19 protein-coding genes are annotated in these 26128 nt (G+C 71.1%); 12 read left to right on the top strand and 7 right to left on the bottom strand.

What is annotated here, in order from left to right:
• Nucleotides 1-8: 8 nt before the first annotated feature.
• A complete protein-coding gene (locus tag DEI91_RS09310; protein ID WP_258374368.1) occupies nt 9-1100 on the bottom strand; it encodes an iron-containing redox enzyme family protein in 1092 nt (363 codons plus the stop codon).
• A 186-nt stretch (nt 1101-1286) separates the two neighbouring features.
• Here DEI91_RS09310 and glnA (DEI91_RS09305) point away from each other — a divergent pair, with 186 nt between their 5' ends.
• The 5 genes from glnA (DEI91_RS09305) to DEI91_RS09285 all read left to right on the top strand — a co-directional run bounded on the left by glnA (DEI91_RS09305) (nt 1287) and on the right by DEI91_RS09285 (nt 10645).
• Complete coding sequence (gene glnA, locus DEI91_RS09305) at nt 1287-2624, top strand: type I glutamate--ammonia ligase (protein WP_111052029.1); 1338 nt, start codon at nt 1287-1289, stop codon at nt 2622-2624.
• A 34-nt stretch (nt 2625-2658) separates the two neighbouring features.
• Nucleotides 2659-5634, top strand: coding sequence for a bifunctional [glutamine synthetase] adenylyltransferase/[glutamine synthetase]-adenylyl-L-tyrosine phosphorylase (locus tag DEI91_RS09300; protein ID WP_111052028.1), 2976 nt, complete (start codon nt 2659-2661; stop codon nt 5632-5634).
• Nucleotides 5635-6148: 514 nt separating this feature from the next.
• Nucleotides 6149-7723 carry a glycosyltransferase gene (locus tag DEI91_RS09295; RefSeq protein ID WP_111052027.1) on the top strand — a complete coding sequence of 525 codons (1575 nt, stop codon included), beginning with the start codon at nt 6149-6151 and terminating at the stop codon, nt 7721-7723.
• On the top strand, nt 7716-9230 hold the full coding sequence (locus tag DEI91_RS09290) for a glycoside hydrolase family 26 protein (protein ID WP_146244256.1): 1515 nt from the start codon (nt 7716-7718) through the stop codon (nt 9228-9230). The genes DEI91_RS09295 and DEI91_RS09290 overlap by 8 nt, the downstream gene beginning before the upstream one ends.
• Nucleotides 9227-10645 carry a UDP-glucose/GDP-mannose dehydrogenase family protein gene (locus DEI91_RS09285; RefSeq protein WP_111052025.1) on the top strand — a complete coding sequence of 473 codons (1419 nt, stop codon included), beginning with the start codon at nt 9227-9229 and terminating at the stop codon, nt 10643-10645. The genes DEI91_RS09290 and DEI91_RS09285 overlap by 4 nt, the downstream gene beginning before the upstream one ends.
• 402 nt (nt 10646-11047) lie before the next feature.
• Here the strand turns inward: DEI91_RS09285 and glnA (DEI91_RS09280) are convergent, their stop codons facing one another.
• A complete protein-coding gene (gene glnA, locus DEI91_RS09280) occupies nt 11048-12472 on the bottom strand; it encodes a type I glutamate--ammonia ligase (RefSeq protein ID WP_110825433.1) in 1425 nt (474 codons plus the stop codon).
• Between the two features lie 142 nt (nt 12473-12614).
• Here glnA (DEI91_RS09280) and DEI91_RS09275 point away from each other — a divergent pair, with 142 nt between their 5' ends.
• Nucleotides 12615-13052 carry an RDD family protein gene (locus DEI91_RS09275; RefSeq protein WP_111052024.1) on the top strand — a complete coding sequence of 146 codons (438 nt, stop codon included), beginning with the start codon at nt 12615-12617 and terminating at the stop codon, nt 13050-13052.
• A gap of 140 nt (nt 13053-13192) precedes the next feature.
• On the opposite strand, the gene DEI91_RS09270 is transcribed toward DEI91_RS09275, so the two are convergent.
• Complete coding sequence (locus tag DEI91_RS09270) at nt 13193-13906, bottom strand: DUF4191 domain-containing protein (RefSeq protein WP_111052023.1); 714 nt, start codon at nt 13904-13906, stop codon at nt 13193-13195.
• A 116-nt stretch (nt 13907-14022) separates the two neighbouring features.
• Between DEI91_RS09270 and DEI91_RS09265 the strand changes: the two genes are divergently transcribed.
• Nucleotides 14023-14859 (top strand): hypothetical protein, encoded by an 837-nt coding sequence (locus DEI91_RS09265; RefSeq protein WP_111052022.1) that lies wholly within the window; start codon nt 14023-14025, stop codon nt 14857-14859.
• Between the two features lie 78 nt (nt 14860-14937).
• On the opposite strand, the gene sucB is transcribed toward DEI91_RS09265, so the two are convergent.
• From sucB to DEI91_RS09250, 3 genes are all read right to left on the bottom strand, one after another.
• A complete protein-coding gene (gene sucB / locus DEI91_RS09260; protein WP_111052021.1) occupies nt 14938-16470 on the bottom strand; it encodes a 2-oxoglutarate dehydrogenase, E2 component, dihydrolipoamide succinyltransferase in 1533 nt (510 codons plus the stop codon).
• A 67-nt stretch (nt 16471-16537) separates the two neighbouring features.
• Entirely contained in the window at nt 16538-17911 is a 1374-nt protein-coding gene (gene lpdA / locus DEI91_RS09255) for a dihydrolipoyl dehydrogenase (RefSeq protein ID WP_111052020.1), read from the bottom strand.
• Nucleotides 17912-18079: 168 nt separating this feature from the next.
• Entirely contained in the window at nt 18080-19585 is a 1506-nt protein-coding gene (locus tag DEI91_RS09250) for a leucyl aminopeptidase (protein ID WP_111052019.1), read from the bottom strand.
• Nucleotides 19586-19680: 95 nt separating this feature from the next.
• On the opposite strand from DEI91_RS09250, the gene DEI91_RS09245 reads away from it, so the two are divergent.
• The 5 genes from DEI91_RS09245 to DEI91_RS09225 all read left to right on the top strand — a co-directional run bounded on the left by DEI91_RS09245 (nt 19681) and on the right by DEI91_RS09225 (nt 25615).
• Complete coding sequence (locus tag DEI91_RS09245) at nt 19681-20595, top strand: proteasome assembly chaperone family protein (RefSeq protein WP_111052018.1); 915 nt, start codon at nt 19681-19683, stop codon at nt 20593-20595.
• 175 nt (nt 20596-20770) lie between these two features.
• The gene (locus tag DEI91_RS09240; RefSeq protein ID WP_111052017.1) at nt 20771-22090 is read left to right on the top strand and encodes a nitrate/nitrite transporter; all 1320 of its coding nucleotides are present in this window, start codon (nt 20771-20773) and stop codon (nt 22088-22090) included.
• A gap of 171 nt (nt 22091-22261) precedes the next feature.
• Nucleotides 22262-23575: an RNA polymerase sigma factor gene (locus tag DEI91_RS09235; RefSeq protein WP_111052016.1), complete on the top strand. Its 1314-nt coding sequence runs from the start codon at nt 22262-22264 to the stop codon at nt 23573-23575.
• Between the two features lie 7 nt (nt 23576-23582).
• Entirely contained in the window at nt 23583-24845 is a 1263-nt protein-coding gene (locus DEI91_RS09230; RefSeq protein ID WP_146244254.1) for a MurT ligase domain-containing protein, read from the top strand.
• Nucleotides 24842-25615: a hypothetical protein gene (locus tag DEI91_RS09225; protein ID WP_111052014.1), complete on the top strand. Its 774-nt coding sequence runs from the start codon at nt 24842-24844 to the stop codon at nt 25613-25615. Before DEI91_RS09230 ends, DEI91_RS09225 begins: the two co-directional genes overlap by 4 nt.
• Nucleotides 25616-25734: 119 nt before the next feature.
• On the opposite strand, the gene DEI91_RS09220 is transcribed toward DEI91_RS09225, so the two are convergent.
• Nucleotides 25735-25962, bottom strand: a complete 228-nt coding sequence (locus DEI91_RS09220; RefSeq protein WP_110825445.1) for a hypothetical protein — start codon at nt 25960-25962, stop codon at nt 25735-25737.
• Nucleotides 25963-26128: the final 166 nt, after the last annotated feature.

Below are 26128 nucleotides of genomic sequence, written 5' to 3'. Positions count from 1 at the left end.
CGGCCGGCTCACGCGACATCCGCGACACCGCCCGAGGTGAGGGTTGCGTCGTCGAGCGGTCGACGGAGGGAACTGCGCCCGGCCTCCCAGCTCGACAGCAGCTGGGCACCGGCCATCCCCTCGACCGTCAGGCACGCCGCCGCCCCGAACATGACGTCGTCCAGGAGGGTCGGGTCGGCCTCCACGAGCCCGCCGGCGAGGTCGCGCCCGGCGATCTGCTCGTGCACGGCGTCGGCCTCGACGTGCTCGTCGAAGTACCAGGTCGCGTCCTCGTCGAACCCGTTCCGGCGGAACCCGTCCCCGTAGAGCTTGCTCGGGATCGACGACGTCATCTCGAACGCGGCGAGGTGTCCGACGATCGCGCCGCGCAGGCGCCGGTGCAGGCCGAACAAGCTCATCATGTTCAGCGCGCCGAGCGTGATCGCCGGCAGGTGGTCGGCGTAGGCGCCGTAGGAGTCGTCGAGCCCGGCGGCCCGGAGCGTCCGCGCGAAGATCGCCGAGTGCATGCGCTTCGGCCGTCCACCGCCGTACTCGTCCGACTGGATCTCGACGAGCGCGGCCTTCGCACGCCCGGATAGGCGGGGGATCGCCCAGCTGTGCGGGTCCGCCTCCTTCAGCGTGTACGCGGTCTTCTGCACGAGGAACTCGCGGATGTGTTCGCGGTCGGCCTTCCGCGCCACCCAGCGCGAGACACTCGGCCCGCTGTCGGCGGCGGTCAACGCGAAGAGGGCGGCCGAGACCGCCTCCGCCGTCGGCTCCGGTCGGTCCGGCACCGGCACGACCGCGCGCACGGCGGACTCGAGTGCCGTCTCGAGCACGGTGCGGGTCGCGAGCAGCGTCGTGTCCCACTCCAGGCGGTCGTCGACGCCCTGGACCCCGCCGTAGTGGAGTTCGTACAGGACGAAGAGCGCGAGTTGGACGTCGTCGTCGTGCAGCAGGTCGGGCGACGCGGCGACGGCAGCGGCCGCGGTGGCCGGCAGCGACTCCTCGGGCGCGCCGGAGCGCAGGGTGTCGAGGACGGCGGCGCTGAGCGGACCGCGGGCCTCCGGGATCGGCATGGGGGTCTGGGTGAGGACTTCGGCGGCGTCGAGGACGGCCATGACGGTGCTCCTTCGCGATCGGTACCGGTCCGATACTGGTCGGTACCCCTGACAACCGGCCGCGCGGGACGTCGACCGCGCGCGTCCCGCCCACGACCACCGGCGCGGGCACTAGCCTGTGTGCACGGTCGCGATGCGGCCCCCGGCGAGCCGCGACGTGGCCCGGCGAACACGGAAAGGTCGTGCATGGACAAGCAGACGGACTTCGTGCTCCGCACCATCGAGGAGCGCGGGATCAAGTTCATCCGACTCTGGTTCACCGACGTGATCGGCACGCTCAAGTCGGTCGCCATCGCGCCGGCCGAGGTCGAGGGGGCGTTCGCCGAGGGCATCGGCTTCGACGGCTCGGCCATCGAGGGGCTCACCCGGTCGTACGAGGCCGACGTGCTCGCGCACCCGGACCCCTCGACCTTCCAGATCCTGCCGTGGCGGGGCGAGGTCGACCCGACCGCGCGGATGTTCTGCGACATCACGACCCCGGACGGGCAGCCCGCGGTGGCCGACCCGCGGAACGTGCTGAAGCGCACCCTCGCGAAGGCGAGCGACCGCGGCTTCACGTTCTACACGCACCCCGAGATCGAGTTCTACCTGCTCAAGAGCCGTGAGTGGAAGGACGGCGGCCCGCAGCCCGTCGACCAGGCCGGGTACTTCGACAACGTCCCCGGCGGCAGTGCACACGACTTCCGTCGGCGCTCGGTCCGCATGCTCGAGGACCTCGGCATCTCGGTGGAGTTCAGCCACCACGAGGCCGGCCCGGGGCAGAACGAGATCGACCTCCGCTACGCCGACGCGCTGACCATGGCGGACAACATCATGACCTTCCGCACCGTGGTGAAAGAAGTGGCGATCGAGCAGGGCGTGTACGCGACGTTCATGCCGAAGCCGCTGTCCGGTCAGCCCGGGTCCGGCATGCACACGCACGTCTCGCTCTTCGAGGGCGACCAGAACGCGTTCTACGAGCCCGGCGGCGAGTACCAGCTGTCCGCGACCGCCAAGCAGTTCATCGCCGGTGTGCTCCGGCACGCGCCGGAGATCACCGCCGTGACGAACCAGTTCGTCAACTCGTACAAGCGGCTCTGGGGCGGCGACGAGGCTCCCTCGTTCGTCACCTGGGGGCACAACAACCGCTCGGCACTCGTCCGGGTCCCGCTGTACAAGCCGAACAAGGGCCAGTCCGCCCGGATCGAGTACCGCGGCATCGACTCCGCCGCGAACCCGTACCTGGCGTACTCGCTGCTCCTCGCCGCCGGTCTCAAGGGCATCGAGGAGGGCTACGAGCTCCCTGCCGAGGCCGAGGACAACGTCTGGAGCCTGTCCGACTCCGAGCGGAAGGCGCTCGGCTACAGCCAGCTGCCCGCGAGCCTCGACCACGCGCTGTCGCTCATGGAGGACTCCGAGCTCGTCGCCGAGACCCTCGGCGAGCAGGTCTTCACCTTCGTCCTGCTCAACAAGCGGCAGGAGTGGAAGCGGTACCGCGACCAGGTGACGCCGTTCGAGCTCGACACGAACCTCGGCATGCTCTGATCCTCCGGAAGCACACCACGGGAGCACTCGCGAGATGACGGGCAGGACGGCGACGTCGCGGTCACAGTTGGCGCGGCTCGGCTTCGCCGACCTGTCCGGCACGCTCGAGCGGATCGCCGCCCTGGAGGCCCGTCCCGCGTCCGACCCGCGGGTCCCGATCGCGGATGTCGAGTCGGTCTGGGCAGCCACCGCGGACCCCGACGGTGCGCTGCTCGCCATCGAGCGCCTGGTCGAGGCGGTTCCGGACGAGCTGCGCCCCGTCCTCGCCGACCCGGCCGCCACCGAACGCCTGGTCCGGTTGCTCGGGTCCTCGATCGGTCTCGCCGAGTTCCTGCAGCGACGTCCTGAGGAACTCGCGCTCCTGCTCGAGCCGGTCACGCCGCCGCTGTCTCAGGAGCGGTACACGGCGTCCCTGTCCGAGGCCGTCGACGGCAGTTCCGGGGAGACCGCACGCCGGCGCCTCCGGGTCCGCTACCGCCGGCACCTCGCCCAGATCGCGCTGTTCGACGTGCTCCACCCGGTACCGACCGACGCGTTCCCGGCCGTGGCCGCCGGGCTCGCCGACCTGGCGGGCGCCGCGCTCGACGTCGCGGTGGCCGTGGCCCGTCGCGAGGTGCCCTTCCCCGCCGCGGACGTCGCCGCCACCCCGCTCGCGGTCATCGCGATGGGCAAGGCGGGTGCGCGTGAGCTCAACTACGTCAGCGACGTGGACGTCATCTTCGTCACCGAGCCGACCGAGCCTCCGGAAGGCGACGACGCGCCGCGGATCGGCACCGACCGTGCGGTCCTCATCGCGACCCGCCTCGCGATCGCGGCCACGCACGTGATCACCGACCTCGCCGCCGAGCCCGCGCTGTGGGAGGTCGACGCGAACCTCCGTCCCGAGGGCAAGGACGGCGCGCTCGTCCGGACGCTGGAGTCCCACGTGGCCTACTACGAGCGGTGGGCGAAGGGGTGGGAATTCCAGGCGCTGCTCAAGGCACGGGCGATCGCCGGGTCGATGGACCTGGGGGAGCGGTACGTCGCCGCGGTGGCGCCGTTCGTCTGGGAGTCGTCGAAGCGCCCCGGCTTCGTCGAGTCCGTCCAGCGGATGCGGGAGCGGGTCACCGCCCACATCCCGGACGGTCAGGTGGACCGGCAGCTCAAGCTCGGTCCGGGGGGCCTGCGCGACGTCGAGTTCACGGTGCAGCTGCTCCAGCTCGTGCACGGCCGCGACGACGAGTCCGTCCGGGTCCGGTCGACGCTGGAGGCGATGGACGCCCTGGCGGCCGCGGGCTACGTGGGGCGTCCGGAAGCGGCACGGTTCGGACCCGACTACGCCCTGCTCCGGGTGCTCGAGCACCACATCCAGCTCCGACGACTCCAGCGGACGCACCTCATGCCGAGCGACGAGGACGAACTCCGGGTCCTGGCCCGGTCGACGCGCCTGGCGTCCTCGGCGTCCGGGCTGCAGGACCGCTGGCGGTCGGTGAAGCTCGAGGTACGGGGGCTGCACGAGCGGCTCTTCTACCGGCCGATGCTCTCCGCGGTGGCGGCGACCGACGGCGAGATCGCCCTGACGAGCAGCCAGGTCCGGGACCGCCTGACCGCGATCGGCTTCCTCGACCCGGACGGGGCCGTCGGGCACATCCGAGTGCTGACGCAGGGGACCTCACGCCGCGCGACCATCCAGCGGAACCTGCTGCCGGTGCTCCTGCGCTGGATGGCGGAAGGGCCGGCCCCGGACCGCGCCCTCCTGGCCTTCCGGCGGTTGAGCGACACCCTGGGGGAGTCGAACTGGTTCCTCCGGATGCTCCGCGACTCCTCGGGCGCGGCGCACAGCCTCACGACGGTGCTGTCGGAGTCGGCGTTCCTGTCCGGCCTGCTCGAGCGCTTCCCGGAGGCCGTCGCATGGCTCGACGAACCGGAGACCCTGCTCCGCCCCCGACCGTTGCCGGCCCTGCTCGCCGAGACCGGCGCGACGACGGCCCGGCACGGCGACGCCGTGGACACCGCGGCGTCCCTCCTGCGCGGCGTCCGCCGACGGGAGACGCTGCGCCTGGGCATGGCCGCGGTGCTCGGGCACCTCGACGTCGACGGGCTCGGGCCCGCCCTGAGCGACGTGACCGAGGCCACGCTGAGCGGTGCGCTCGACCTGGCGCGTCGGGACGCCCCCGACGGTCTCGAGTTCGGCGTCGTCGCGATGGGCCGGTACGGCGGGCGCGAGCTCGGGTTCGGGTCCGACGCGGACGTCCTGTTCGTCTACCGGTCCGCCTCGGTGCCGAACGACGTGGCCTCGCGGGCGGCGCAGGTGATCGTCCGCGAGCTGAACCGCCTGACCGAGGACGCGCTGTACCCCTTCGACCTCGACATCGGGCTGCGACCGGAGGGCGGGAACGGCCCGGTCGTCCGCTCGTTCGACTCCTACGCCGCGTACTACGCCCGCTGGTCGCTGACGTGGGAGGCGCAGGCCCTGCTGCGGGCTCGCGGTGCCGTGGGGGACCCCCAGCTCCTCCGGGACTTCGAGCACCTCGCCGACCGCACGCGCTACCCGGAGTCGATCGAGGAGCGCGAGGTCCGCGAGGTCCGGCGCATCAAGGCCCGCGTCGAGTCGGAGCGGCTGCCGCGCGGAGCCGATCCGGCGCGGCACCTCAAGCTCGGACGGGGGTCGTTGAGCGACGTCGAGTGGTTCGTCCAGCTCCTGCAGCTGCAGCACGGGCGTGCGCAGCCGTCGCTCCGCACCACGTCGACGCTCGAGGCCCTCGACGCGGCGACGGACGCCGGCTGGGTCGCCGCCGAGGACGCCGAGAAGCTCGCAGCCGCCTGGCGCTTCGCATCGCGCACCCGGAGTGCGCTCGTGCTCTGGTCCGGCCGCACGACGGACGTCCTGCCGGTGGAGCGCACGCAGCTCGAGGGGATCGCCCGCCTGCTGGAGTACCCGCCGGGGTCGGCGTCGCAGCTCGAGGAGGACTACCTCGCGGTGACACGCCGCGCGCGGCAGGTCTTCGAGCGCGAGTTCTACGGCGCCTGACCGCTCCCGGAGCCCGACGACACGCCCGGGGCGCATCGTTCGAGCTCGTCCGGGGAAGTTGTCTTCGGCAATTCGCGGGCCGAGGCCGTCGTACCCCACACAGGTGAATACCGTACCCCGGTCGGTTCGTCGGCGGGACTGCTGTCAGCCGGAAACCAGGGTTTCGGAACACGCGCGGCGCGAGCCGCGTCGAGACCGGTGACGAGGCGGTGATCCGCGCGGTGACCGGGGCTTTCCGCGCAGCCAGGACCGAGCCTCCCGGCTAGCCCGACTGGCGGACGTGACGTCACGCACCGTCGGACCGGTCCACGGAACTGCTGTCAGCACCAGTGCGGACACGCCGCTGTCCAGCGTGCAGCGGACCCGGGTGTACCCCGGGGGACGCCGTGGTCACCCCCGGCCGAGGGTCACGTTGCGCGGCGAGTCTGCGTTCTGTCTGAATGAGGACACCCGAACCGACCCCCGATTTCCCGATGGCGCGGAATCTCCCCTTCGAACGTTGCAGCAGGGATCGATGTTCACCTTCATCCTCCAGATCCGGCAGATGGTCGACGGCCACCCCGAGTTCTACCTGTTCACCGTGTACTCACTGGTGATCTGGTTGCTCTGGTTGCTCAAGGTCGTCCTCTCCGCCCGCTACCGCCCCTTCACCGGCACGTACACCGGGACGACGAGCGTCGTCGTCCCGGTCGTGGACGAGCCGCTCGACCTGTTCCGTGACGTCATCGGCCGCATGGTCGAACAGCGTCCCGGCGAGATCATCGTCGTCATCAACGGCGCCCGGAACGAGGCCCTCGAAGCGGTGTGCGACGAGTTCGCTCCGCTGGTCCGCTGGACCCACACCCCGATCCCCGGCAAGCGCAACGCCGTCAAGGTCGGCACCGAGATGTCCACCGGCCACATCACCGTGCTCGTCGACTCGGACACCGTCTGGACGCCCGGGACACTCGTCGAGCTCCTCCGACCGTTCGCCGACGACTCCGTGGGTGGGGTGACCACCCGGCAGCGCATCCTCGAGCCGACCCGCTCGTGGATCACCCGCTGGGCCGACTGGCTCGAGAACTCCCGCGCGCTGTACTCGATGCCCGCGCAGAGCGTGCTCGGCCAGATCGGCTGCCTGCCCGGTCGGACCATCGCGTTCCGCCGGAACATCCTCGTCCGCGTCATGGACAAGTTCATGCACGAGGAGTTCATGGGCGTCTTCCTCGAGGTGTCCGACGACCGGACGCTCACGAACCTGACGCTCAAGGAGGGGTACCGGACCGTGTACCAGTACACGTCGCTCGTGTACACGGACGCTCCGCTGCAGGTCAAGAAGCTGTTCAAGCAGCAGCTCCGCTGGGCGCGCGGCTCGCAGTACAACACGCTGCGCATGCTGCCGTGGATGCTCGGGCACGCGCCGGTCCTGGCACTGTTCTTCCTGACCGACATCATCCTGCCGTTCATGCTCTTCGGCGTCATCGCGGGTTGGGCGTACCGGGCGCTCACCGGCCAGGGGCAGAACCTCTACGAGGGGATCCTGCACCAGTACGGCTTCTCCACGGGGTTCGTCTACGTGGCCGGGCTGATGGTCGTGTCGAGTGTGCTGAGCATGGCCATCCGGCAGATGCGGCACCTCGCCGAGAAGCCGTCGGACTTCTTCCGCCTGCCGATGTTCATCATCGTCTCGACGTTCTTCCTCATGCCGATCCGTCTCATCGGGTTCTTCCGCCTGGCGCACGCCAGCGGCTGGGGGACCCGGGCGGGCGCCTACGCCGGTGGCCCCGTCGAGGAGGACCCGGCCCAGCCGCAGCCCCTCGCCACCGCCGTCCCGGCGAGTCCGGTCGACCGCGACCCGGCCGCACCGGTCGGCCCGGCGGACGACCAGGCCGCCGTCGACCGCGCCTTCGACGAGATCTTCGGTCCGGACGCCACCACGGCCTCCACGGCGACCGTCCTGGCCACCCGCCGCGACGTCGCCACCGCGACCGAACGACAGGCGCAGCGCGCGCCGAAGCCCACCCGCACCCCCCGTCTCAACCCCTACGCGTCGATCCCCTACGTGATCGGGATCGCCGTCTTCGCTCTGGAGGCGTTCCTCATTGTCTGACCACTCCCGTCCCACCGGCACCTGGTGGGCCCCCTCGACCCGTCACGCGAAGCGCACCGCGGTGGGCATGGCGGCCATCGTCGCCGTCCTCTCGCTCATCACCTGGTCCGTGTGGATCTCGCCCTCCGGGCCGGTCTCCTCGGCCGTCAGCCGGGCGCTCGGCGTCCCGACGAAGCCGGAGCAGTCGGCGGACGCCGAAGCCCTCGAGACGAAGCTCACCGCGGCCCAGGAGCGGATCTGGAAGCTCGAGGGCAAGCTGCAGAGCACGTCGGCGCAGGCCGGCTCCCGCGGCGACCAGCTCACCCAGCTCAAGGCCCAGATCGCCGACCTGCGGTCGCAGCTCGTGGCCGCGCGGTCCGCGTCCGGCGCGCACCACTCCTCGGGAGGCTCGTCCTCCTCCGGCGCGTCGGCCACCGCCCGCCACGGTGACGGGAGCGGGGCATCCGGCCAGGGCGGCGGGCCGACCGTCGTCCCCGGGACGGGCGGCCCCTCGACCGACCCGGACCCCGCGGCCCCCGTCGACGTCCCGACCAAGGCCGAGGTGCTCGCGCAGCAGTCCCGTTGGTACGGGCTGTACACAGCGCAGTCGCCCTTCAACTGGGCCGAGTACGACCAGTTGTCGCAGCAGATCGGTGCTGCTACGAACATGGTGGGCTACTTCCAGGGCTTCGACCAGGACTTCAACGCGAACGCCGTCCAGCGCTCCTGGACGAACGGGCGCGTCCCGATGCTCACCTGGGAGAGCCGCCCGCTGAAGACCGGCAACGACCAGAAGTACGTCCCCGGGTACACGAACGCCGACATCACCGGCGGCGCGTTCGACCGCTACCTGACGCAGTACGCGGAAGCGCTCGTGGCGAACGGGCAGCCGGTCGTCATCCGCCTCGACCACGAGATGAACGGCAGCTGGTACAACTGGGCCGACGGCACCGCGCAGCAGAACGCGCCGGGATCGTTCGTCGCGATGTGGCAGCACGTGCACGACGTCTTCGACCGTGTCGGAGCGAACGACTACGTCATCTGGAACTGGTCGCCGACGCGCATCGACGCCCTGGGCAACGTGAAGTACCAGACGCTCGACTCCCTGCGGGCCTACTACCCGGGCGACGACTACGTCGACTGGGTCGGCATGAGCGGGTACTACCGGAAGGCGGCGGAGGCGCCGACCTTCGACACCACCTTCGCGAGGACCCTCGAGCAGATCCGGCAGATCGCGCCGGACAAGCGCATCCTGCTCAGCGAGATCGGCGCGACCGAGACCGGAGCCGCGGTCACGGACGGGCAGAAGGCGCGCTGGATCACCTCGCTCTTCGACGCCCTCGCCGACCCGGCCAACGCCGACGTCATCGGCTTCGCCTACTTCAGCGAGACCGCCACCACCATCGTCGACGGTGCCCGCACCACGAACGACTGGCGCCTCGACTCCCGGGCGGACAGCTTGGCGGCCTTCGTCGCCGGCATCGCCCGGAACGACATCGACTACGACCTGCAGGAGGTCAAGAAGTGACCACGAACCCGTCCTCGTCGGACACGCGCCCCGCTCCCGTCATCAGCGTCATCGGCACCGGGTACCTCGGCGCCACGCACGCCGCCGCCATGGCCGAGATGGGCTTCGAGACCATCGGCGTGGACGTCGACCCGGCCAAGCTCGCGGCCCTGTCCGCCGGCGAGGTGCCGTTCTACGAGCCCGGTCTGCCGGAACTCATCACGAAGCACGTCGCCACCGGGCGGCTCCGCTTCACCTCCTCGATCTCGGAAGCGGTCGCGGCGGCTGACGTGCACTTCGTCTGCGTCGGCACCCCGCAGAAGGCCGGGTCGCACGCCGCGGACCTCACCTTCGTCGAGAGCGCCACCCGAGGCGTCGCGGAGCACCTCACCCACCCGGGCCTGATCGTCGGCAAGTCGACGGTCCCGGTCGGCACCGCCGAGCGGCTGCGCGGCATCGTCCGCGAGTTCTCGCCGTCGGGCATCGACGCCGAGCTCATCTGGAACCCCGAGTTCCTCCGCGAGGGCAAGGCCGTCGAGGACACGCTCCACCCGGACCGTCTCGTCTGGGGCGGTGCCTCGCCTGCGGCGGACGCCGTCATCCGCGAGGTCTACGCCGCGCCGATCGCCGAGGGGACGCCCGTCATCACGACCGACCTCGCCACGGCCGAGCTGGTGAAGGTGAGCGCCAACGCGTTCCTCGCGACGAAGATCTCGTTCATCAACGCAATCTCCGAGATGTGTGCGATCACCGGGGCCGACGTGTCGACGCTCGCGGACGCCCTCGGGCACGACGCCCGCATCGGCCGGAAGTTCCTGAACGCCGGGCTCGGCTTCGGCGGTGGCTGCCTGCCGAAGGACATCCGGGCGCTCATGCACCGGGCGAACGAACTCGGTGCGGGTCGCGTCGTCGGGCTCATGCAGCAGGTCGACGAGATCAACATGGGGCAGCGCCAGCGCGTCATCGACATGGCGATCGAGTCCGCCGGGGGATCGGTCCTCAACCGCCGCATCGCGGTCATCGGGGCGGCCTTCAAGCCGATGACCGACGACGTCCGCGACTCCCCGGCGTTGAACGTGGCGGCCGCACTGCACCTCCGCGGTGCCCAGGTCACGTTGTGGGACCCCGAGGCGATGGAGACGGCACGTCGTTCGTTCCCGACCCTGACGTACGCGGGATCGATGACGGAGGCGATCGCGGGCGCCGACCTCGTGCTCGTCCTCACCGAGTGGGACGAGGTCGTCGAGGCCGTCCCGGCCGCCCTCGCCGCCGTCGTCGGCCGGCGGGTCGTGATCGACGCACGCAACTGCCTCCCGGTCGCACATTGGATCGGGGCGGGCTGGACGGTCCGGTCCCTGGGCCGACCGGCACCGGCCGTCGCTGCCGCGCCGAGCGTCGCTGCCGGTGTGGGTGACGTGCTCGTCACCGGTCGCTGACCGATCGTCCTCGAGCGGTGCCCGCGGCGTCCGGCGCGGGCGCCGCTCGCGCGCGTGCAGCCGCGCGCTGAGGCGGAGCCGAGCCTCGGCCCTGCGGACTGATCCTGGCGCCCGGGAGGCGCGACGTGTCCGCTGAGCCGAGGCTCGGCCCGGCTGCTGCGGGGTGCGGCAGCCTGGAGGCCCGTCTCGGCCGGGCGGACCGGCGCCGGGCCTCCAGGCCGGCCGGCTCGGGCGGGCTGATGCGGAGCCGAGCCTCGGCCCTGCGGACTGATCGCGGCGCCCGGAGGGCGCGGCGTGTCCGCGCGACCGAGGCTCGGCCCCGCCGTTGCCGCGGCAGGCCTGCGCGACGACGAGGAAGGGCCCCGCACCTGACGGTGCGGGGCCCTTCCTCGTGTGCGGGACTCAGACGCCGAAGTACAGCTCGTACTCGAACGGGTGCGGCCGCTGCGCGAGGGGGAGGATCTCCTTCTCACGCTTGTAGTCGATCCAGGTCTGGATGAGGTCCTCGGTGAAGACGTTGCCCTTCGTCAGGAACTCGTGGTCCGCCTCGAGCGCGTCGAGCGCCTGCGACAGGCCGGCCGGGACCTGGGGGATGTTCTTGGCCTCCTCGGGCGGGAGCTCGTAGAGGTCCTTGTCGACCGGCTCGTGCGGCTCGATGCGGTTCTGGATGCCGTCGAGACCGGCCATGAGCTGCGCGGCGAAGGCGAGGTACGGGTTGCCGGAGGCGTCGGGCGCGCGGAACTCGATGCGCTTGGCCTTCGGGTTCGTGCCCGTGATCGGGATGCGGATCGCTGCCGAACGGTTGCCCGCCGAGTAGACGAGGTTGACGGGGGCCTCGAAGCCCGGGACCAGGCGGTGGTAGGAGTTCACCGTCGGGTTCGTGAAGGCGAGCAGGGCCGGCGCGTGCCGGAGGATGCCGCCGATGTACCAGCGCGCAACGTCGGACAGGCCGCCGTAGCCGTTCTCGTCGTAGAACAGCGGGGTGCCGTCGGACCAGAGCGACTGGTGGGTGTGCATGCCCGAACCGTTGTCGCCGAACAGCGGCTTCGGCATGAACGTGGCGACCTTGCCCCACTGCTCCGCCGTGTTCTTGACGATGTACTTGAACTTGAGGATGTCGTCCGCGGCGTGGACCAGCGTGTCGAACTTGTAGTTGATCTCCTGCTGGCCGCCCGTGCCCACCTCGTGGTGTGCGCGCTCGAGCTCGAGGCCGGCGTCGATCAGCTTCAGGGAGATGTCGTCCCGCAGGTCCGCGGTCTTGTCGACCGGGGAGACGGGGAAGTAGCCGCCCTTGTACGGGGTCTTGTTGGCGAGGTTGCCGCCCTCTTCCTCGCGACCGGTGTTCCAGGCGCCCTCTTCGGAGTCGACCGAGAAGAACGACTCGTTCTGCGTGACCGAGTAGCGGACGTCGTCGAAGATGTAGAACTCGGCTTCGGGGGCGAAGAACGCGGTGTCCGCGATGCCGGTCGAGGCGAGGTACTTCTCGGCCTTCTTGGCGACCTGGCGCGGGTCACGGCCGTAGATCTCGCCGTTGCGCGGGTTGTAGATGTCGAACACCATGATCAGCGTGCGCTCCGCGCGGAACGGGTCCACGTAGGCGGTCGTCACGTCGGGGATGAGCTGCATGTCCGACTCGTGGATCGACGCGAAACCGCGGATCGAGGAGCCGTCGAAGAGCTGACCGACGGCGAAGAAGTCCTCGTCGACCGTTGATGCGGGGATGTTGAAGTGCTGCTGGACCCCGGGGAGGTCCGTGAACCGGATGTCGAGGAACTTGACGTCCGTGTCCTTGATGAACGCGAGCACCTCGGAGGAATCACTGAACATGCGAGTCGGTCTCCTGTGGCGTTGGGTGGTGACGAGGGAACCAGGAGGCACCCTCCGACGAGGGTAGGGACACCGGGTTTCCCGGACGTGACTGCGTTGTTTCCGGCGTGTTACGCACCGGGCGAGCGCCTACGCTGGACCCATGGCCCGCTCCACTCCGTCCACTCCGCCCGCAGCCGGATCGGGACGGACCGAGTGGCCCGGCAAGGTCCTGGGCCTGCCCGAGTCGGGTCCGCGGAGCATGGGCAGCTTCGGGCGACGGTTCCTCGGGCTGGTGATCGACTGGGCGCTGGCCTCGCTCGTCTCGCTCGTGATCGGGACGTACGGCGCGGCGGGCAACTTCGTCACGCTGGGGATCTTCGCCGCCCTGCAGGTCCTGTTCATCGCGCTGCTGTCCGGTTCGTTCGGACACCTCTGCGTCGGCTTGCGTGTCGTACCGATCCGCGGGGGCTACGTCGGCGTGTGGCGGCCGGCGGTCCGCACCCTCCTGCTCTGCATCGTCATCCCGGCGCTGATCCACGCCAAGGACGGCCGCCCGCTCCACGACGGGGCTGCCGGCACGGTGCTCGTCCGCCGCTGAGGCAGTCGTGCTCCGTCAGCGCTGAGCGGAGCGCTCGCCCGACGCGGCGGGTCCCGGCGACGCCCGGAGGACGACGAAGCCCCCGGCCAGCTCGGTCGGGGGACCAGCTCGTTCGGGGGCTCCGTGACGTGCGACGGCGATCAGCGCGGGCGACCCGCTCGGACACGCGTCGGGTCGATGCCCTTCGGGATGGCCGCGGCGGGACCGTGCGTCAGCGAGTCGAGTCGGTTCGCGACCGCGAGCACCTCGTTCCGGTTGAGCGCCTTCTTGTGCTTGTTCATCGCCTTCGGCAGCTTGTGCAGCGTGACCTGCCCGTCGCCGTCGCCGACGTTGACGACGTGGATCGGGACGTTCGGGACGATGCGGGCGACCTTGCGTCGCTCCTCTTCGACCTGTCGCGTCAGGTTGCCGACCGGGCCCTCGGTGATGAGGACGACACCCGGGGTGCCGACCGCGCGGTAGACCGCGGCCTGCGAGCGACCGTGCACGGCCACCGGCATCTCGCTCGACCGCCACTGGCGCCGGAGCGAGTTGGACAGGACCGCGCCGACGGCACCGGGCTGCCCCTCGATCTGCGAGTACGCGGCCCGCTCGGCCAGACGTCCGAGCACGATCAGGAACAGCAGCACGCCGAGCAGGACGCCGGCGAGGATCCAGAGGACGATCGCGAGCCAGTTCTGACCCGGCAGGAGCAGCGCCAACAGGACGCCCGCCACGACCGGACCGAGGAACGCGAGGGCGAACCACCAGACGGACGACGGGTCTGCCCGACGCGTCATGGTGAAGACCTGGTACATCTGCTTGAGACGACCGGGCTCCTTCGCCGGGGTGCTTGAGGAACTGCTGCGTGCCATGCCGACAAGGATACGGCCTGGCACGCGCATCGCAGACCGCCGGCCACCAGGCTGTGGGCGAACAGGGCTCGTCCACCATCCCGGTCGCCGCAGGGGAGGCTCGCCACACCGCCGGCATGCTGGGCACCATGGGACCGGAGGGACAGACCGACCGCTGCTGGCGCGCCGCGGCGCCGTCCGATGCCTTCTGGGCATGGGTCGCGGACCGCGGTCCGGCGGCCCACGACCACCTGGTCGACATCGCGGAAGTGGGACGGGACGAGACCGGCGCACTCGTCGTCCGCGTCGCCGTGCCGACCGGACTGGCGCTGCCCGCCGCACTGGACCGCATCGGATCACCGACGCCGGGGGTCGCCGTGACGCTCACGCTCCCGCTGCTCGAGGTCGCGCTGCTTGCCGACGCCGGGGCGGTGCTGCTGGGGTCCGCCCGGCTCGAGGACGTCGTCGTCGACGACGCGGGCGCGGTCGTGCTCGTCGACCGTCCGCCGGGAGCGGACGGACCCCTGCCCGCGGGGTCGTCGCACGGAGCCGAGGCGCTCGTCCTCGCGGTCCGTGCCGTGTGGGACCGCGTGGACCCGCGGGGCGACGGGGTCGCCGGACCCGGTCTGGCGGGTATCGACGAACGGTGCGCGGCGGCGCGGACGCGCGGCGGCGCTGCACTCGTCGAACTCGAGCGGGCGGTCCGGGCTGCGGCACCACCACGACCTGTCCGGTGGGATCCGCCGCCGCTCACGTACGCCTTCGGCGCCCGGACCGGCGACGCGATGGCGATCCGGGGATCGTCGGGAGAGCGGGAGCCCGGGACGGTCGACCGACTCCTCGTGGCGTGCCGGGACGTCCTGACGACGGGCGTCCCCGTCTGCGGGCGGCGGGTCGGCGTCCGTGCGCTCGTGACCGCGGGGGTCGTCGTTGCGGGGCTCGTGCTCGCCGGCGTCACCGGGGGCCGGACCTGAACCGGACCAGCACGGCGACGGCCCCGCCTCCCGGAGGGGAGACGGGGCCGTCGAGGTGCTGTCGGTCCGACCTGTCGGTCAGTACCCGAGGTTCGGTGCGAAGTTGCCCTCTTCGAGGCGGTTCTTCACGGCCACCAGGTACCGGGACGCGTCCGCGCCGTCGATGATGCGGTGGTCGTAGGAGAGCGCCAGGTAGACGAACGAACGGATCGCGATGGCCTCCTGGCCGTCGACCTTCACCACGGCCGGGCGCTTGGTCACGATGCCCGTGCCGAGGATCGCCGACTGCGGCAGGAAGACCACCGGGGTGTCGAACAGCGCGCCGCGCGAACCGGTGTTGGTCAGCGTGAACGTGCCGCCGGCGAGCTCGTCCGGCTTGAGCTGGTTGTTGCGCGTGCGCTCGGCGAGGTCGGCGATGGCCTTCGAGAACTGGGCGAGGTCGAGCGACGCCGCGTCCTTGATGACCGGGGTGAGCAGGCCGCGCTCGGTGTCGACCGCGATGGAGACGTTCTCGGTCTCCGGGTACACGATCTCCTCACCGTCGACGGTCGAGTTGATCTTCGGGTGCGCCTTGAGTGCCTCGGAGGCCGCGAGGGCGAAGAACGGCATGAAGGAGAGCTTCGAACCGGTCTTCTCGAGGAACTCGGCCTTGTGCGCGTCGCGGAACTGCGCGACCTTCGTCACGTCGACCTCGACGACGCTGGTGAGCTGTGCGGTCGAGGTCATCGACTGCACGGCACGCTCGGCGACGACCTTGCGGAGACGGGTCATCTTCTCCCGGGTCCCGCGCAACGGCGAGACCTCGGCGACGAAGGGACCGGACCGGGCCGGAGCGCCGGGCGTAGCCGAGGCTGCGGGGGCTGCGGCCGCTGCCGAAGCCGCGGCGAGCACGTCCTCCTTGCGGATCCGTCCACCGACACCGGTACCGGCGACGGTCGACAGGTCGACGCCCTGCTCGTTCGCGAGCTTCCGCACGAGGGGTGTCACGTAGCCGGTCGCGGAACCGTTCGTGGTGGGGTTCGGCACCTCGGCGGACGGCGTCGATGCCGGCGCAGCGGCGGCCGGGACAGCGGCCGGAGCCGGTGCGGCCTTCGCCGGGGCGGGGACCGCAGCCGGCGGGGCTGCCGCGGGCGGCGGGACCGGTGCGGCCTGCGGTACGGGCGGGGCGGCCGGCGGTGCGGACGGAGCCTGCGGCGCGGCGGGCTGCGTCTGGCCGGCCGGGGTCGGCTCGGGCTCGGTGGGCTCCGGGGCCTTCGCCTCGGTGTCCTGCTCCGTGCTCGGCGCGGTCTCCGGCTCGGACTCCTGCGCCACGGCCTCGGTCGCGTCGTCGGCCGACTCGGCACCGCCCTGGTCGGACGAGTCACCCGAACCGGAGCCGTCGCCGATCTTCACGAGCGGGGTCCCGACCTCGACGGTCTCGTCCTCCTGGACGAGGATCTCCTCGATCACACCGGCGACCGGCGACGGGATCTCGGTGTCGACCTTGTCGGTGGAGACCTCGAGCAGCGGCTCGTCGACCTCGATCCGGTCACCGACGTTCTTCAGCCATCGGGTGACCGTACCCTCGGTGACGCTCTCTCCGAGCGCCGGGAGGTTGACGGATTCGCTCATCGGGTGGACTCCTCTTCGCAGGCGTGGTTCGTGGTTGTGGTGTTCGTGGTGTGCACGTGCGTGTCGATCACAGCGCGTGCAGCGGCTTGCCCGCGAGGTGCAGGAAGGCCTCGCCGAGGGCTTCGTTCTGCGTGGGGTGGGCGTGCACGAGCGGCGCGACGTCCTCCGGGTGCGCTTCCCAGTTCACGGCGAGCTGGGCTTCGCCGATGAGCTCGCCGACGCGCGCGCCGATCATGCTCACGCCGACGACCGGACCGTCGATGACGCGCACGACCTTCACCGCACCGGCCGTGCCGATGATGTGGCTGCGGCCGTTGCCGGCGAGGTTGTACTCGTAGGTGTCGACCTTGTCCGCACCGTACTGCTCCTCGGCCTTCGCCTGCGAGAGACCGACCGAGGCGACCTCGGGGTCGGAGTAGGTGACCTTCGGGATGTTCGTGTCCGAGATGACGACCGGGTTCAGACCGGCGATCTCCTCGGCGACGAAGATGCCCTGCTGGAACCCGCGGTGGGCGAGCTGCAGACCGGGGACGATGTCACCGACGGCGTACACGTTCGGCAGGTTCGTGAGGAGGCGCTCGTTCGTCGTGACGAACCCGCGGTCCATCGCGACGCCGACCTCGTCGTAGCCGACGTTCTGCGTGACCGGGCCGCGCCCGACGGCGACCAGGAGGACGTCGCCCTCGTAGGTCTTGCCGTCCTCGAGCGTGACGACGACGCCGTTCTCGTGCTGGTCGACGTGGTCGAACCGGACGCCGAGCGAGAACTCGATGCCGCGCTTGCGGAAGGCGCGCTCGAGCTGCTTGGACATCGACTCGTCCTCGGCGGGGATGAGGTGCGGCAGGCCCTCGACGATCGTGACCTCGGCGCCGAACGACTTCCAGACGCTGGCGAACTCGACGCCGATCACGCCGCCGCCCAGGATGACGACCTTGTTCGGGACGTAGTCCATGCGGAGCGCGGTCTCGGAGGTGATGACCCGGCCGCCGATCTCGAGACCCGGCAGCGACTTCGAGTAGGAGCCGGTGGCGAGGACGACGTTCCGACCGGTGACGGTCTGGTCGCCGACCTGCACGGTGTTCTGCGAGGTCAGACGGCCCCAGCCCTCGACCACGGTGATCCCGCGGGCCTTGACGAGCCCCTGCAGGCCCTTGTACTTCGAGTTGATGACGCCCTGCTGGTACTCGATGACCTTCGGGACGTCGACGCCGGCGAACTCGGCGATGACGCCGTACTTCTCGGCGTCGCGCGTGCCGTCGGCGATCTCGGCCGAGTGCAGCAGTGCCTTCGTCGGGATGCAGCCGCGGTGCAGACACGTCCCTCCGAGCTTGTCTCCCTCGATGAGTGCGACGCTCATGCCGAGCTCGGCGGCCCGGAGCGCTGCGGCGTACCCGCCGCTGCCGCCACCGAGGACCACGACGTCGTAAGTCTGTTCCGTCACCTGGTGCAACTCCCTCGTGCGTGTCAGGGGCGGCTTCGTGTCTCTTGGACGCCGTCCCGGTGGACACCGCGCGGCGGCGTCCGGCGGTCGGACCGTCTGTACCGGTCCCGTCCCGTCAGTTCCGGCGGGGAGCACGCTGACGCGGCGGCCCCGCCGGAACCAAACCTACTACTTGCCCTGCAGGTCTTCTGCGAGTGCGACCAGGGTCCGGACCATGACGCCCGTCGCACCCTTGCCGAGCCAGCCGTACCCGGCACCGCGGTTCTCGGACGGTCCGGCGATGTCGAGGTGCGCCCACGGGATGCTCTCGCCGTCCGCGGTCCTGCCGACGAAGCGCTCGAGGAACTTCGCCGCGAGGAGCATGCCGCCCGCGGTCTGTCCGACGGTGGCGTTCACCATGTCGGCGACGTCGCTCGCCAGCCGGCCGTCGAGCTCCTCCGGCATCGGCATCGGCCAGACGGGTTCGGCCACGGCGTCGGCGATCGCGCGCACCTGGGCGACCAGCCCGTCGCTGCCCATGAGGCCGGTCGTCCGGTCGCCGAGGGCGACCATCTGCGCGCCGGTCAACGTCGCGACGTCGACGATCGCGTCGGGCTGCTCGAGCGAGGCCGCGGCGATCCCGTCGCCGAGGACCAGGCGTCCCTCGGCGTCGGTGTTCGTGACCTCCACGGTCTTGCCGTTCTTCAGCGTGAGGACGTCGCCGGGGCGGATCGCCGACCCGGACGGCATGTTCTCGGCGAGGCAGAGCCAGGCGGTGACCTTCGTGTCCAGGCCGAGTCTCGCCGCGGCGACCGTCGCGGCGAGCACGGTCGCGGCACCGGTCATGTCGGTCTTCATGCCGAGCATCGACGCGGCGGGCTTGAGCGAGAGACCGCCGGTGTCGAAGGTGATGCCCTTGCCCACGAGTGCGAGGTGCTTCGTCGCAGCCGCCGGCTCGTACCGCACGACGACGAGGCGCGGCGGCCGGACCGAACCCTGGCCCACGCCGGCGATCCCGCCGAAGCCCTGCTGCGCGAGCTCGGTCTCGTCGAGCACCTCGACGGTGAGGGGCAGGCCCTCGGCGACCGCGGCGGCGACGTCGGCGACGTCCGACGGCCCGAGGTCGCCCGCGGCGGTGTTCACGAGGTCGCGCACGAGCGCCGCTGCCTCGGCGACGACGGTCGGGCGCTCGGTGGCGTCGGCGTCCACCGACTCCGGGGCGAGGACCGTGATGCGCTGGTCACCGCGCGTCGGTCCGGTGGTGCCGGCACCCTTGTGCCGGGTGAAGGCGTACGAGCCGAGGGCAGCGCCCTCGAGCGCGGCGGCGACGGTGTCGTCGTCCTCGGTCGGCAGGGCGAGGGCGATCGCCTCGACGTGCGGGAGCTGTCGGACAGCGCTGCCCGCCGCGGAGCGGACGGCGGCGGCCCCGGTCGCGCTGCCGAGCCCGACGAGCGCGATGCCGGCGGCGGCGACCCCGGCGGCGGTGCCACCGGGGATGCGGACGAGCTGGTCCTTCGCGCCGGTGGCGCCCACGGCCTCCAGGTCGAGCTGCTCGAGGCCGGCGACGGGGCCGACGGCGGTCGGTGCGAGGGTGGCGGGGCCGCCGTCGGTGCCGGGGCGGACGCCCACGACGAGGACGTCGGCGTCGACGGAGGCGGGGGAGGAGGAAGTGGTGGAGAGCGTCGGTCGGACCATCGCACCAGCCTACTGACGGTGCTCTGACGGCATGTTCGCTGTCGGCGTGGGCGGCGGTCCGGGCCGCGTCGGCGGGCCCGCCTAGCATTGGCCGGGTGAACCACCCCGAGGACCTCTACACGCTCGACGAGTCCGCGCCGACGGTGCCCGCCGGGCTGCACCTCGTCGCCGCCCTCACGGGCTTCGCGGACGCGGGCTCGGCGGTGGCGCAGATCACGACGTCGATCACCGGCTCGCTCGAGTCGCAGCTCGTGGCCGAGTTCGACCCGGACGTCCTGCTCGACTGGCGCGCCCGCCGCCCGGTGATCACGTTCGAGCACGACCACATCACCGCGGTGGAGCCGCCCCGGCTGACCCTGCACCTGGTGCGCGACGAGCTCGGCCAGCAGTTCCTCTTCCTGTCCGGGTACGAACCGGACTTCCAGTGGAACCGCTTCGTCCGCGCCGTCGTCGACCTCGCCGAGGACCTGCAGGTCGCGGACACGACCTGGGTGCAGGCGATCCCGATGCCGGTGCCGCACACGCGGTCGATCGGGGTCACCGTGTCCGGCACGCGGTCGGACCTGGTCGAGTCGATGAGCGTCTGGAAGCCGGAGACGCAGGCGCCGGCGAACGTCCTGCACCTGGTCGAGCACCGTCTCGCCGGACTCGGGCAGCAGGTGACGGGGTTGGTCCTGCTCGTCCCGCACTACCTGGCCGACACCGAGTACCCGGACGCGGCCGTCGCCGCGCTGTCCGGCATCTCGGCGGCGACCGGGCTCATCTTCCCGACCGACGCCCTCCGCGAAGAGGGCCGCGAGTTCCTGTCCCGGGTGGACGAGCAGGTGGCCGGGAACGCCGAACTGCAGCGGCTGGTGGGCGCGCTCGAGCAGCGCCACGACACGTACATGGAGGGCAACCCGGTGGCGTCGCCGCTGACCGGTGCCGACGGTGAGGTCCCCACTGCGGACGCGATCGCCGCGGAGCTCGAACGGTTCCTGGCGGACCGTCGCACCGCCGACGACGACTGACGTCGGCCGGGAGGCCCGACCCGGCCCCGCCGGTCAGCGCGCCACCGTCACGCCCGCGGTCCCGACGGACGCGCAGGGTGCGCCCAGCCTTCCACATCGTGCCCTCCCGGTCGTCCCGTCCACGGACACCGGGTCCTCGCGTCGGGGCGGCCTGCGTGGTGGCTAGCCTGGTCGGGTGAACTCCCGCCGCGCCTTCGTCGTCTGGGGCGTCGCCGTCCTGGCGTACGTCCTGGCGGTCGTGCAGCGGTCGTCCCTCGGTGTCTCCGGGGTCGACGCGCAGGACCGTTTCGCCGTGTCCGCCGCCGCCCTGTCGACGCTCGCGGTCGTGCAGATCGCGGTGTACGCCGGCCTGCAGATCCCCGTCGGGATCGCCCTCGACCGCGTCGGTCCGCGCCGCCTGGTCCTCCTCGGCGCACTGTTGCTCACGGTCGGACAGGCGGTGGTCGCGTTCTCGCCGACCATCGGACCGGCGATCGTCGGGCGGGTGCTCGTCGGCGCGGGCGACGCGATGACGTTCATCTCGGTGATGCGCCTGCTGCCGATGTGGTTCAGCGGCACCCTGCTGCCGCAGATCTCGCAGTGGACGGGCAACCTCGGCCAGATCGGCCAGATCGTCTCCGCGTTCCCGTTCGCCCTGCTCCTGCACTCCGTCGGGTGGGACGCCGCGTTCGGCGTCGCGGCCGTCGCGAGTGCCGTCGGCCTGGTGCTGGCGGTGGTCTTCGTCCGCGCGGGTCCGGTCGCCGTCCGCACCGACACGATCCCGATCCCGCACTCGTGGGGCGCCGCGTTCAGCACCTTCGGCCACGCGCTCCGTCGGCCGGGGACCCAGCTCGGCTTCTGGTCGCACTACGTCACGCAGTCGTCCGGCACGGTGTTCAGCCTGCTGTGGGGCGTACCGATGCTGCGGGGACTCGGGTACTCACCGACCGAGGCGGCGAGCTTCCTCACCGTCATCGTCGTCGTGGGGTTCGTCGCCGGGCCCGTGCTCGGACTCCTCTGCGCACGCTTCCCGATGCGGCGGTCGAACCTGGTGCTCGGGATCGTGACCGCCCTCGGCGTCGTCTGGACGGCGGTCTTGCTCTGGCCGGGCCAGCCGCCGACGTGGCTCCTCGTCCTGCTCGTCGTGGCGATGGGGGTCGGTGGACCCGGGTCGCTGATCGGGTTCGACTTCGCCCGGTCCTTCAACCCGGTCGGTTCGCTCGGGTCGGCGAACGGCGTGGTCAACGTCGGCGGGTTCCTGGCGGCCTTCGTGATGATGTTCGCCATCGGGACGCTGCTCGACGTCCTCGCCTCGGCGTCCGGCACCGACACGTTCGCCTGGCAGAACTTCCGCGTCGCGATGACCGTGCAGTACGTGGTCGTCGGGTTCGGTGTCGTGATGCTGATCTCCGCCCGGCGTCGGACCCGCGCACGGCTGCACGCCGAGGACGGAATACGGGTGGGACCGCTCTGGGTTGCACTCGTTGCACGCCTGCGGAAACAGCGCGTGCAATAATGACCACGGACCCTTTCGGGTTCCCCGCGTCCGACGTCGGGGGACTTGACATGGGTCCTAGTGCTGCCCGGAACGGTAGGACCAGACGACGTGGGGGACCGCGGCGGTGGCCCTGGGCGGCGAGGGAAGGCCACGACCCCAGGAACGTGGCACGACGAGGAAGGTGATCGCATGGCTGCCCGGAGCACGACGGTCGATCCCACGAAGGACACCACGCCCGACGGCGTCGTGGCGGAAGACGCCACGGAGACCGACGGAACGGCTGCGCCGAAGAAGCGCGCCACCAGGACCACCACCGCCGCCAAGAAAGCCGCCCCGAAGAAGGCCGCCCCGAAGAAGGCGGCTGGCAAGAAGGCCACGGCTGCCGCCGAGGACGAGGACGGCGACGCCGAGGACGACGCCCCGGTCGAGGTCGTCGAGGACGCGGTCGACACCACCGACGACGTCGCCGAGGACACCGAGGACGAGTCGGCCGCGAAGCCCGCGACCGAGGCCGCCGCGGTCGCCGCGGGCGCACTCGTCATCTCGCAGACCGACGACGACGAAGCACCGGTCTACTCGACGACCATCACGGGTGCCACTGCGGACCCGGTGAAGGACTACCTCAAGCAGATCGGCAAGGTCGCGCTGCTCAACGCCGAGCAGGAGGTCGAGCTCGCGATGCGCATCGAAGCCGGCCTGTTCGCCGAGGACAAGCTGCAGCACTCGACGGGCCTGTCGAAGCCGGCGGAGCGTGAACTCCGCTGGGTCGCGCGGGACGGTCAGCGCGCCAAGTCGCACCTGCTCGGGGCGAACCTCCGTCTCGTCGTCTCGCTCGCGAAGCGGTACACGGGCCGTGGCATGCAGTTCCTCGACCTCATCCAGGAGGGCAACCTGGGCCTGATCCGTGCGGTCGAGAAGTTCGACTACACGAAGGGCTTCAAGTTCTCGACCTACGCGACGTGGTGGATCCGACAGGCCATCACGCGAGCCATGGCCGACCAGGCCCGCACCATCCGCATCCCGGTGCACATGGTCGAGGTCATCAACAAGCTCGCCCGGGTCCAGCGGCAGATGCTGCAGGACCTCGGCCGTGAGCCCACGCCGGAAGAACTCGCCCGTGAGCTCGACATGACGCCCGAGAAGGTCGTCGAGGTGCAGAAGTACGGCCGCGAGCCCATCTCGCTCCACACGCCGCTCGGCGAGGACGGCGACTCGGAGTTCGGTGACCTCATCGAGGACACCGAGGCCGTGGTGCCCGCCGACGCGGTGGGCTTCACGATGCTGCAGAAGCAGCTCGAGAGCCTGCTCGACTCCCTGTCGGAGCGCGAAGCCGGCGTGATCCGGATGCGCTTCGGCCTCGGTGACGGCCAGCCGAAGACCCTCGACCAGATCGGCGACACCTTCGGCGTCACGCGCGAGCGCATCCGCCAGATCGAGTCGAAGACGATGGCGAAGCTCCGCCACCCGTCCCGGTCGCAGTCGCTCCGCGACTACCTCGAGTAGGCCGCCCGTGCGATTCGTGATCCCGATCCTGGTCGGGCGGATCCTCCGCGCCCTCGCTCGTGCGCGGGGCGGCGGGTCCGCCTACCCGGGCTACATCGTCCTCAAGCTCGTGCCGGACTTCCTGCAGCACGTCACCCGGCAGTTCCCGAACGGCGTCGTGTTCGTGCTCGGGTCCAACGGGAAGTCGACGACCACGCACATGATCTCGGAGATCGTGCGGGCGCACGGCCTTCGGGTCTTCACGAACCCGTCCGGCGCGAACCTGCCGCAGGGCATCGCGTCGGCGCTCCTCTCCGAGGTGTCGCTGACGGGCGCGCTCAAGGCGGACATCGGGATCCTCGAGGTGGACGAGGCCTTCGCCGTCGAGCTCGCGGGCATCCTGTCGCCGTCGACGGTGACGATGCTCAACGTCCAGGTCGACCAGCTCTACCGCTTCTTCGAGACCGAGCGTGTCGCGACGATGATGCTCGACACCGCCGCGCTGTCGAGCGCGAACGTCATCACGAACCACGACGACCAGTTCCTCGACGCCTACACGGCCGTCGACGGGCAGCGCGTCCTCCGGTTCGGTGCCAGCGCCGAGGTCGTCGCCGCCGCGCCGAACGGCCTGCAGAACGCTGACGACTTCGTCGCCGGGGCCGACCGTGTCCAGACGACGGCGGACGCCGAGGTGGTCGTGTTCACCGGCGACGGCGCGACGATCGCGTTCGACGGCGCCGAGATCCCGGTCCGGCTCCCGGCGCGCGGCCTGCACTACGCGGTCGATGCCGCCGCGGCCACCGCGACCGCGAGTGCCGCGCTCGGCGCCCAGTTCCGCGTCGACGCCGTGACGAAGGCGTTCGAGCGGATGAAGCCGGCGTACGGCCGTGGCGAGCGTCTGCCGATCGCGGGTGAGTCCGCCGAGTTCACGATGTTCAAGAACGCCGCGAGCCTGCAGCTCAACCTCGACGCCCTGCCCGCGCATCCGGAACAGGTGCTCATGGCGATCGACGAGGGCACTCCGGACATCTCGTGGATCTACGACATCGACTTCTCGAAGCTCGACCACGTGGACGTCGTCTCGGGCGACAAGGCCTGGCAGATCGCGATCGCCCTCGAACACGCCGGCGTGCGCATCGGCCGCGTCGAGCCCGATGTCGAGTCCGCCATCCGGCACATGCAGGGCCTCGGCGCGACGACGACCGGCACGAAGAACTTCATCGTCAACTACGAGATCATGATGATCGCCCGGAAGGCCCTCGGTCACCCGGACCTGGAGAAGACCGCATGACGGCCGATCGCCTGACCATCCTGCACGTGTACCCACGCCAGATGGGGGTCTCCGGGGACCGCGGCAACGTCGCAGCCCTCGTCCGTCGCGCCGCCGCGGCCGACATCGCCACCGAGGTCGTCGAGTACGCGCCGGGTGACGAGCTACCGCCCGCCGCCGACGTCGTCCTGGTGGGGAACGGACCGCTCAGCGCGATGCGGTCGCTCGGCACGGACGTCCCGCGGATCGGTGCCGCCCTGCGGGAGTTCGCCGCCGCTGGCGTGCCGGTCGTCGCGGTCGGTGGTGGGTTCGACCTCGCCACGAACCAGGTCGTGCCGACCGAGGGTGCCCCGGTCGACGGGTTCGGCGTGTTCGACGCCCGGGCCGTCCGCGGTGCCGAGCGCCGAGTGAACTACTTCGTGCTCGAGACCCGCTACCCGCTGCTCCCCGGTGCCTCCACCCGGCTCGCGGGCTTCGAGGACCACGCCGCTCGTATCGAGCTGTCGGACGGCGTCGAGCCGTTCGCGGACGTCGTGTCGGGCGGTGGGAACCAGGCCGGTGCTCCGGTCGAGGGTGCGATCACCGGCACGTCCTTCGGCACGCACACACAGGGGCCCGTCCTGCCGCTCAACCCGCAGCTCACCGACGCGGTCCTCGCCGCCGCGACCGCTCGGCTCGGGCGCTCGTACGAGCCGGACGCGGAGCGTACCGCCACGATCGACCGGTACGCCCGTGAGGCCCGCGCCACGGTCGACCGCTACGTCGACAAGGCGTTCAAGCGCATCACCTGATCGACCCGGACGCCGGCGCGCCACCCGGCGCGCCGGCGTCCGGCAGCACCACGCACCGGAGGCCTGGTGCCGGTCTCGTGGACCGGCACCGGGCCTCCGGTGCGTCGCGGCGGAGCCGCCTACTTGGACTCGTGGAGTCGCGAGGACTCGTCGTGCCACTCGAGGGCGGTGGCTGCCAGCTTGTCCTTGAACTCGGCGCCGTGGTGGGCGCAGAACAGAAGTTCACCACTGGCCATGGTGGCGCGGATGTACGCCTGCGCACCGCAGCTGTCGCAGCGGTCGGCTGCGGTGAGCTGGTGGTTGTCGTTGAGTTCGTCGACGGAGAGGTCCTGCACGGTCTGGGTCATTGCTGTGCTCCTCACGGATCGCAGTACGGTGCGGTGAATGCACCCATTCCAACACGTCCCGCCTGGATGCCGTGCATCCTGACCGGCTCGTTCGCTGAGCGCGGAGCGCTTGTCCCCACGCCGAGGCTCACCGCTCGGGCGGCCTGTTGATGTCGGTGCGGATCGG

Source organism: Curtobacterium sp. MCBD17_032, assembly GCF_003234855.1.
In the GTDB taxonomy this organism is placed as follows: domain Bacteria; phylum Actinomycetota; class Actinomycetes; order Actinomycetales; family Microbacteriaceae; genus Curtobacterium.
Note: the sequence above shows the minus strand (reverse complement) of the source record. Positions and strands in the feature narration are given on the sequence as shown.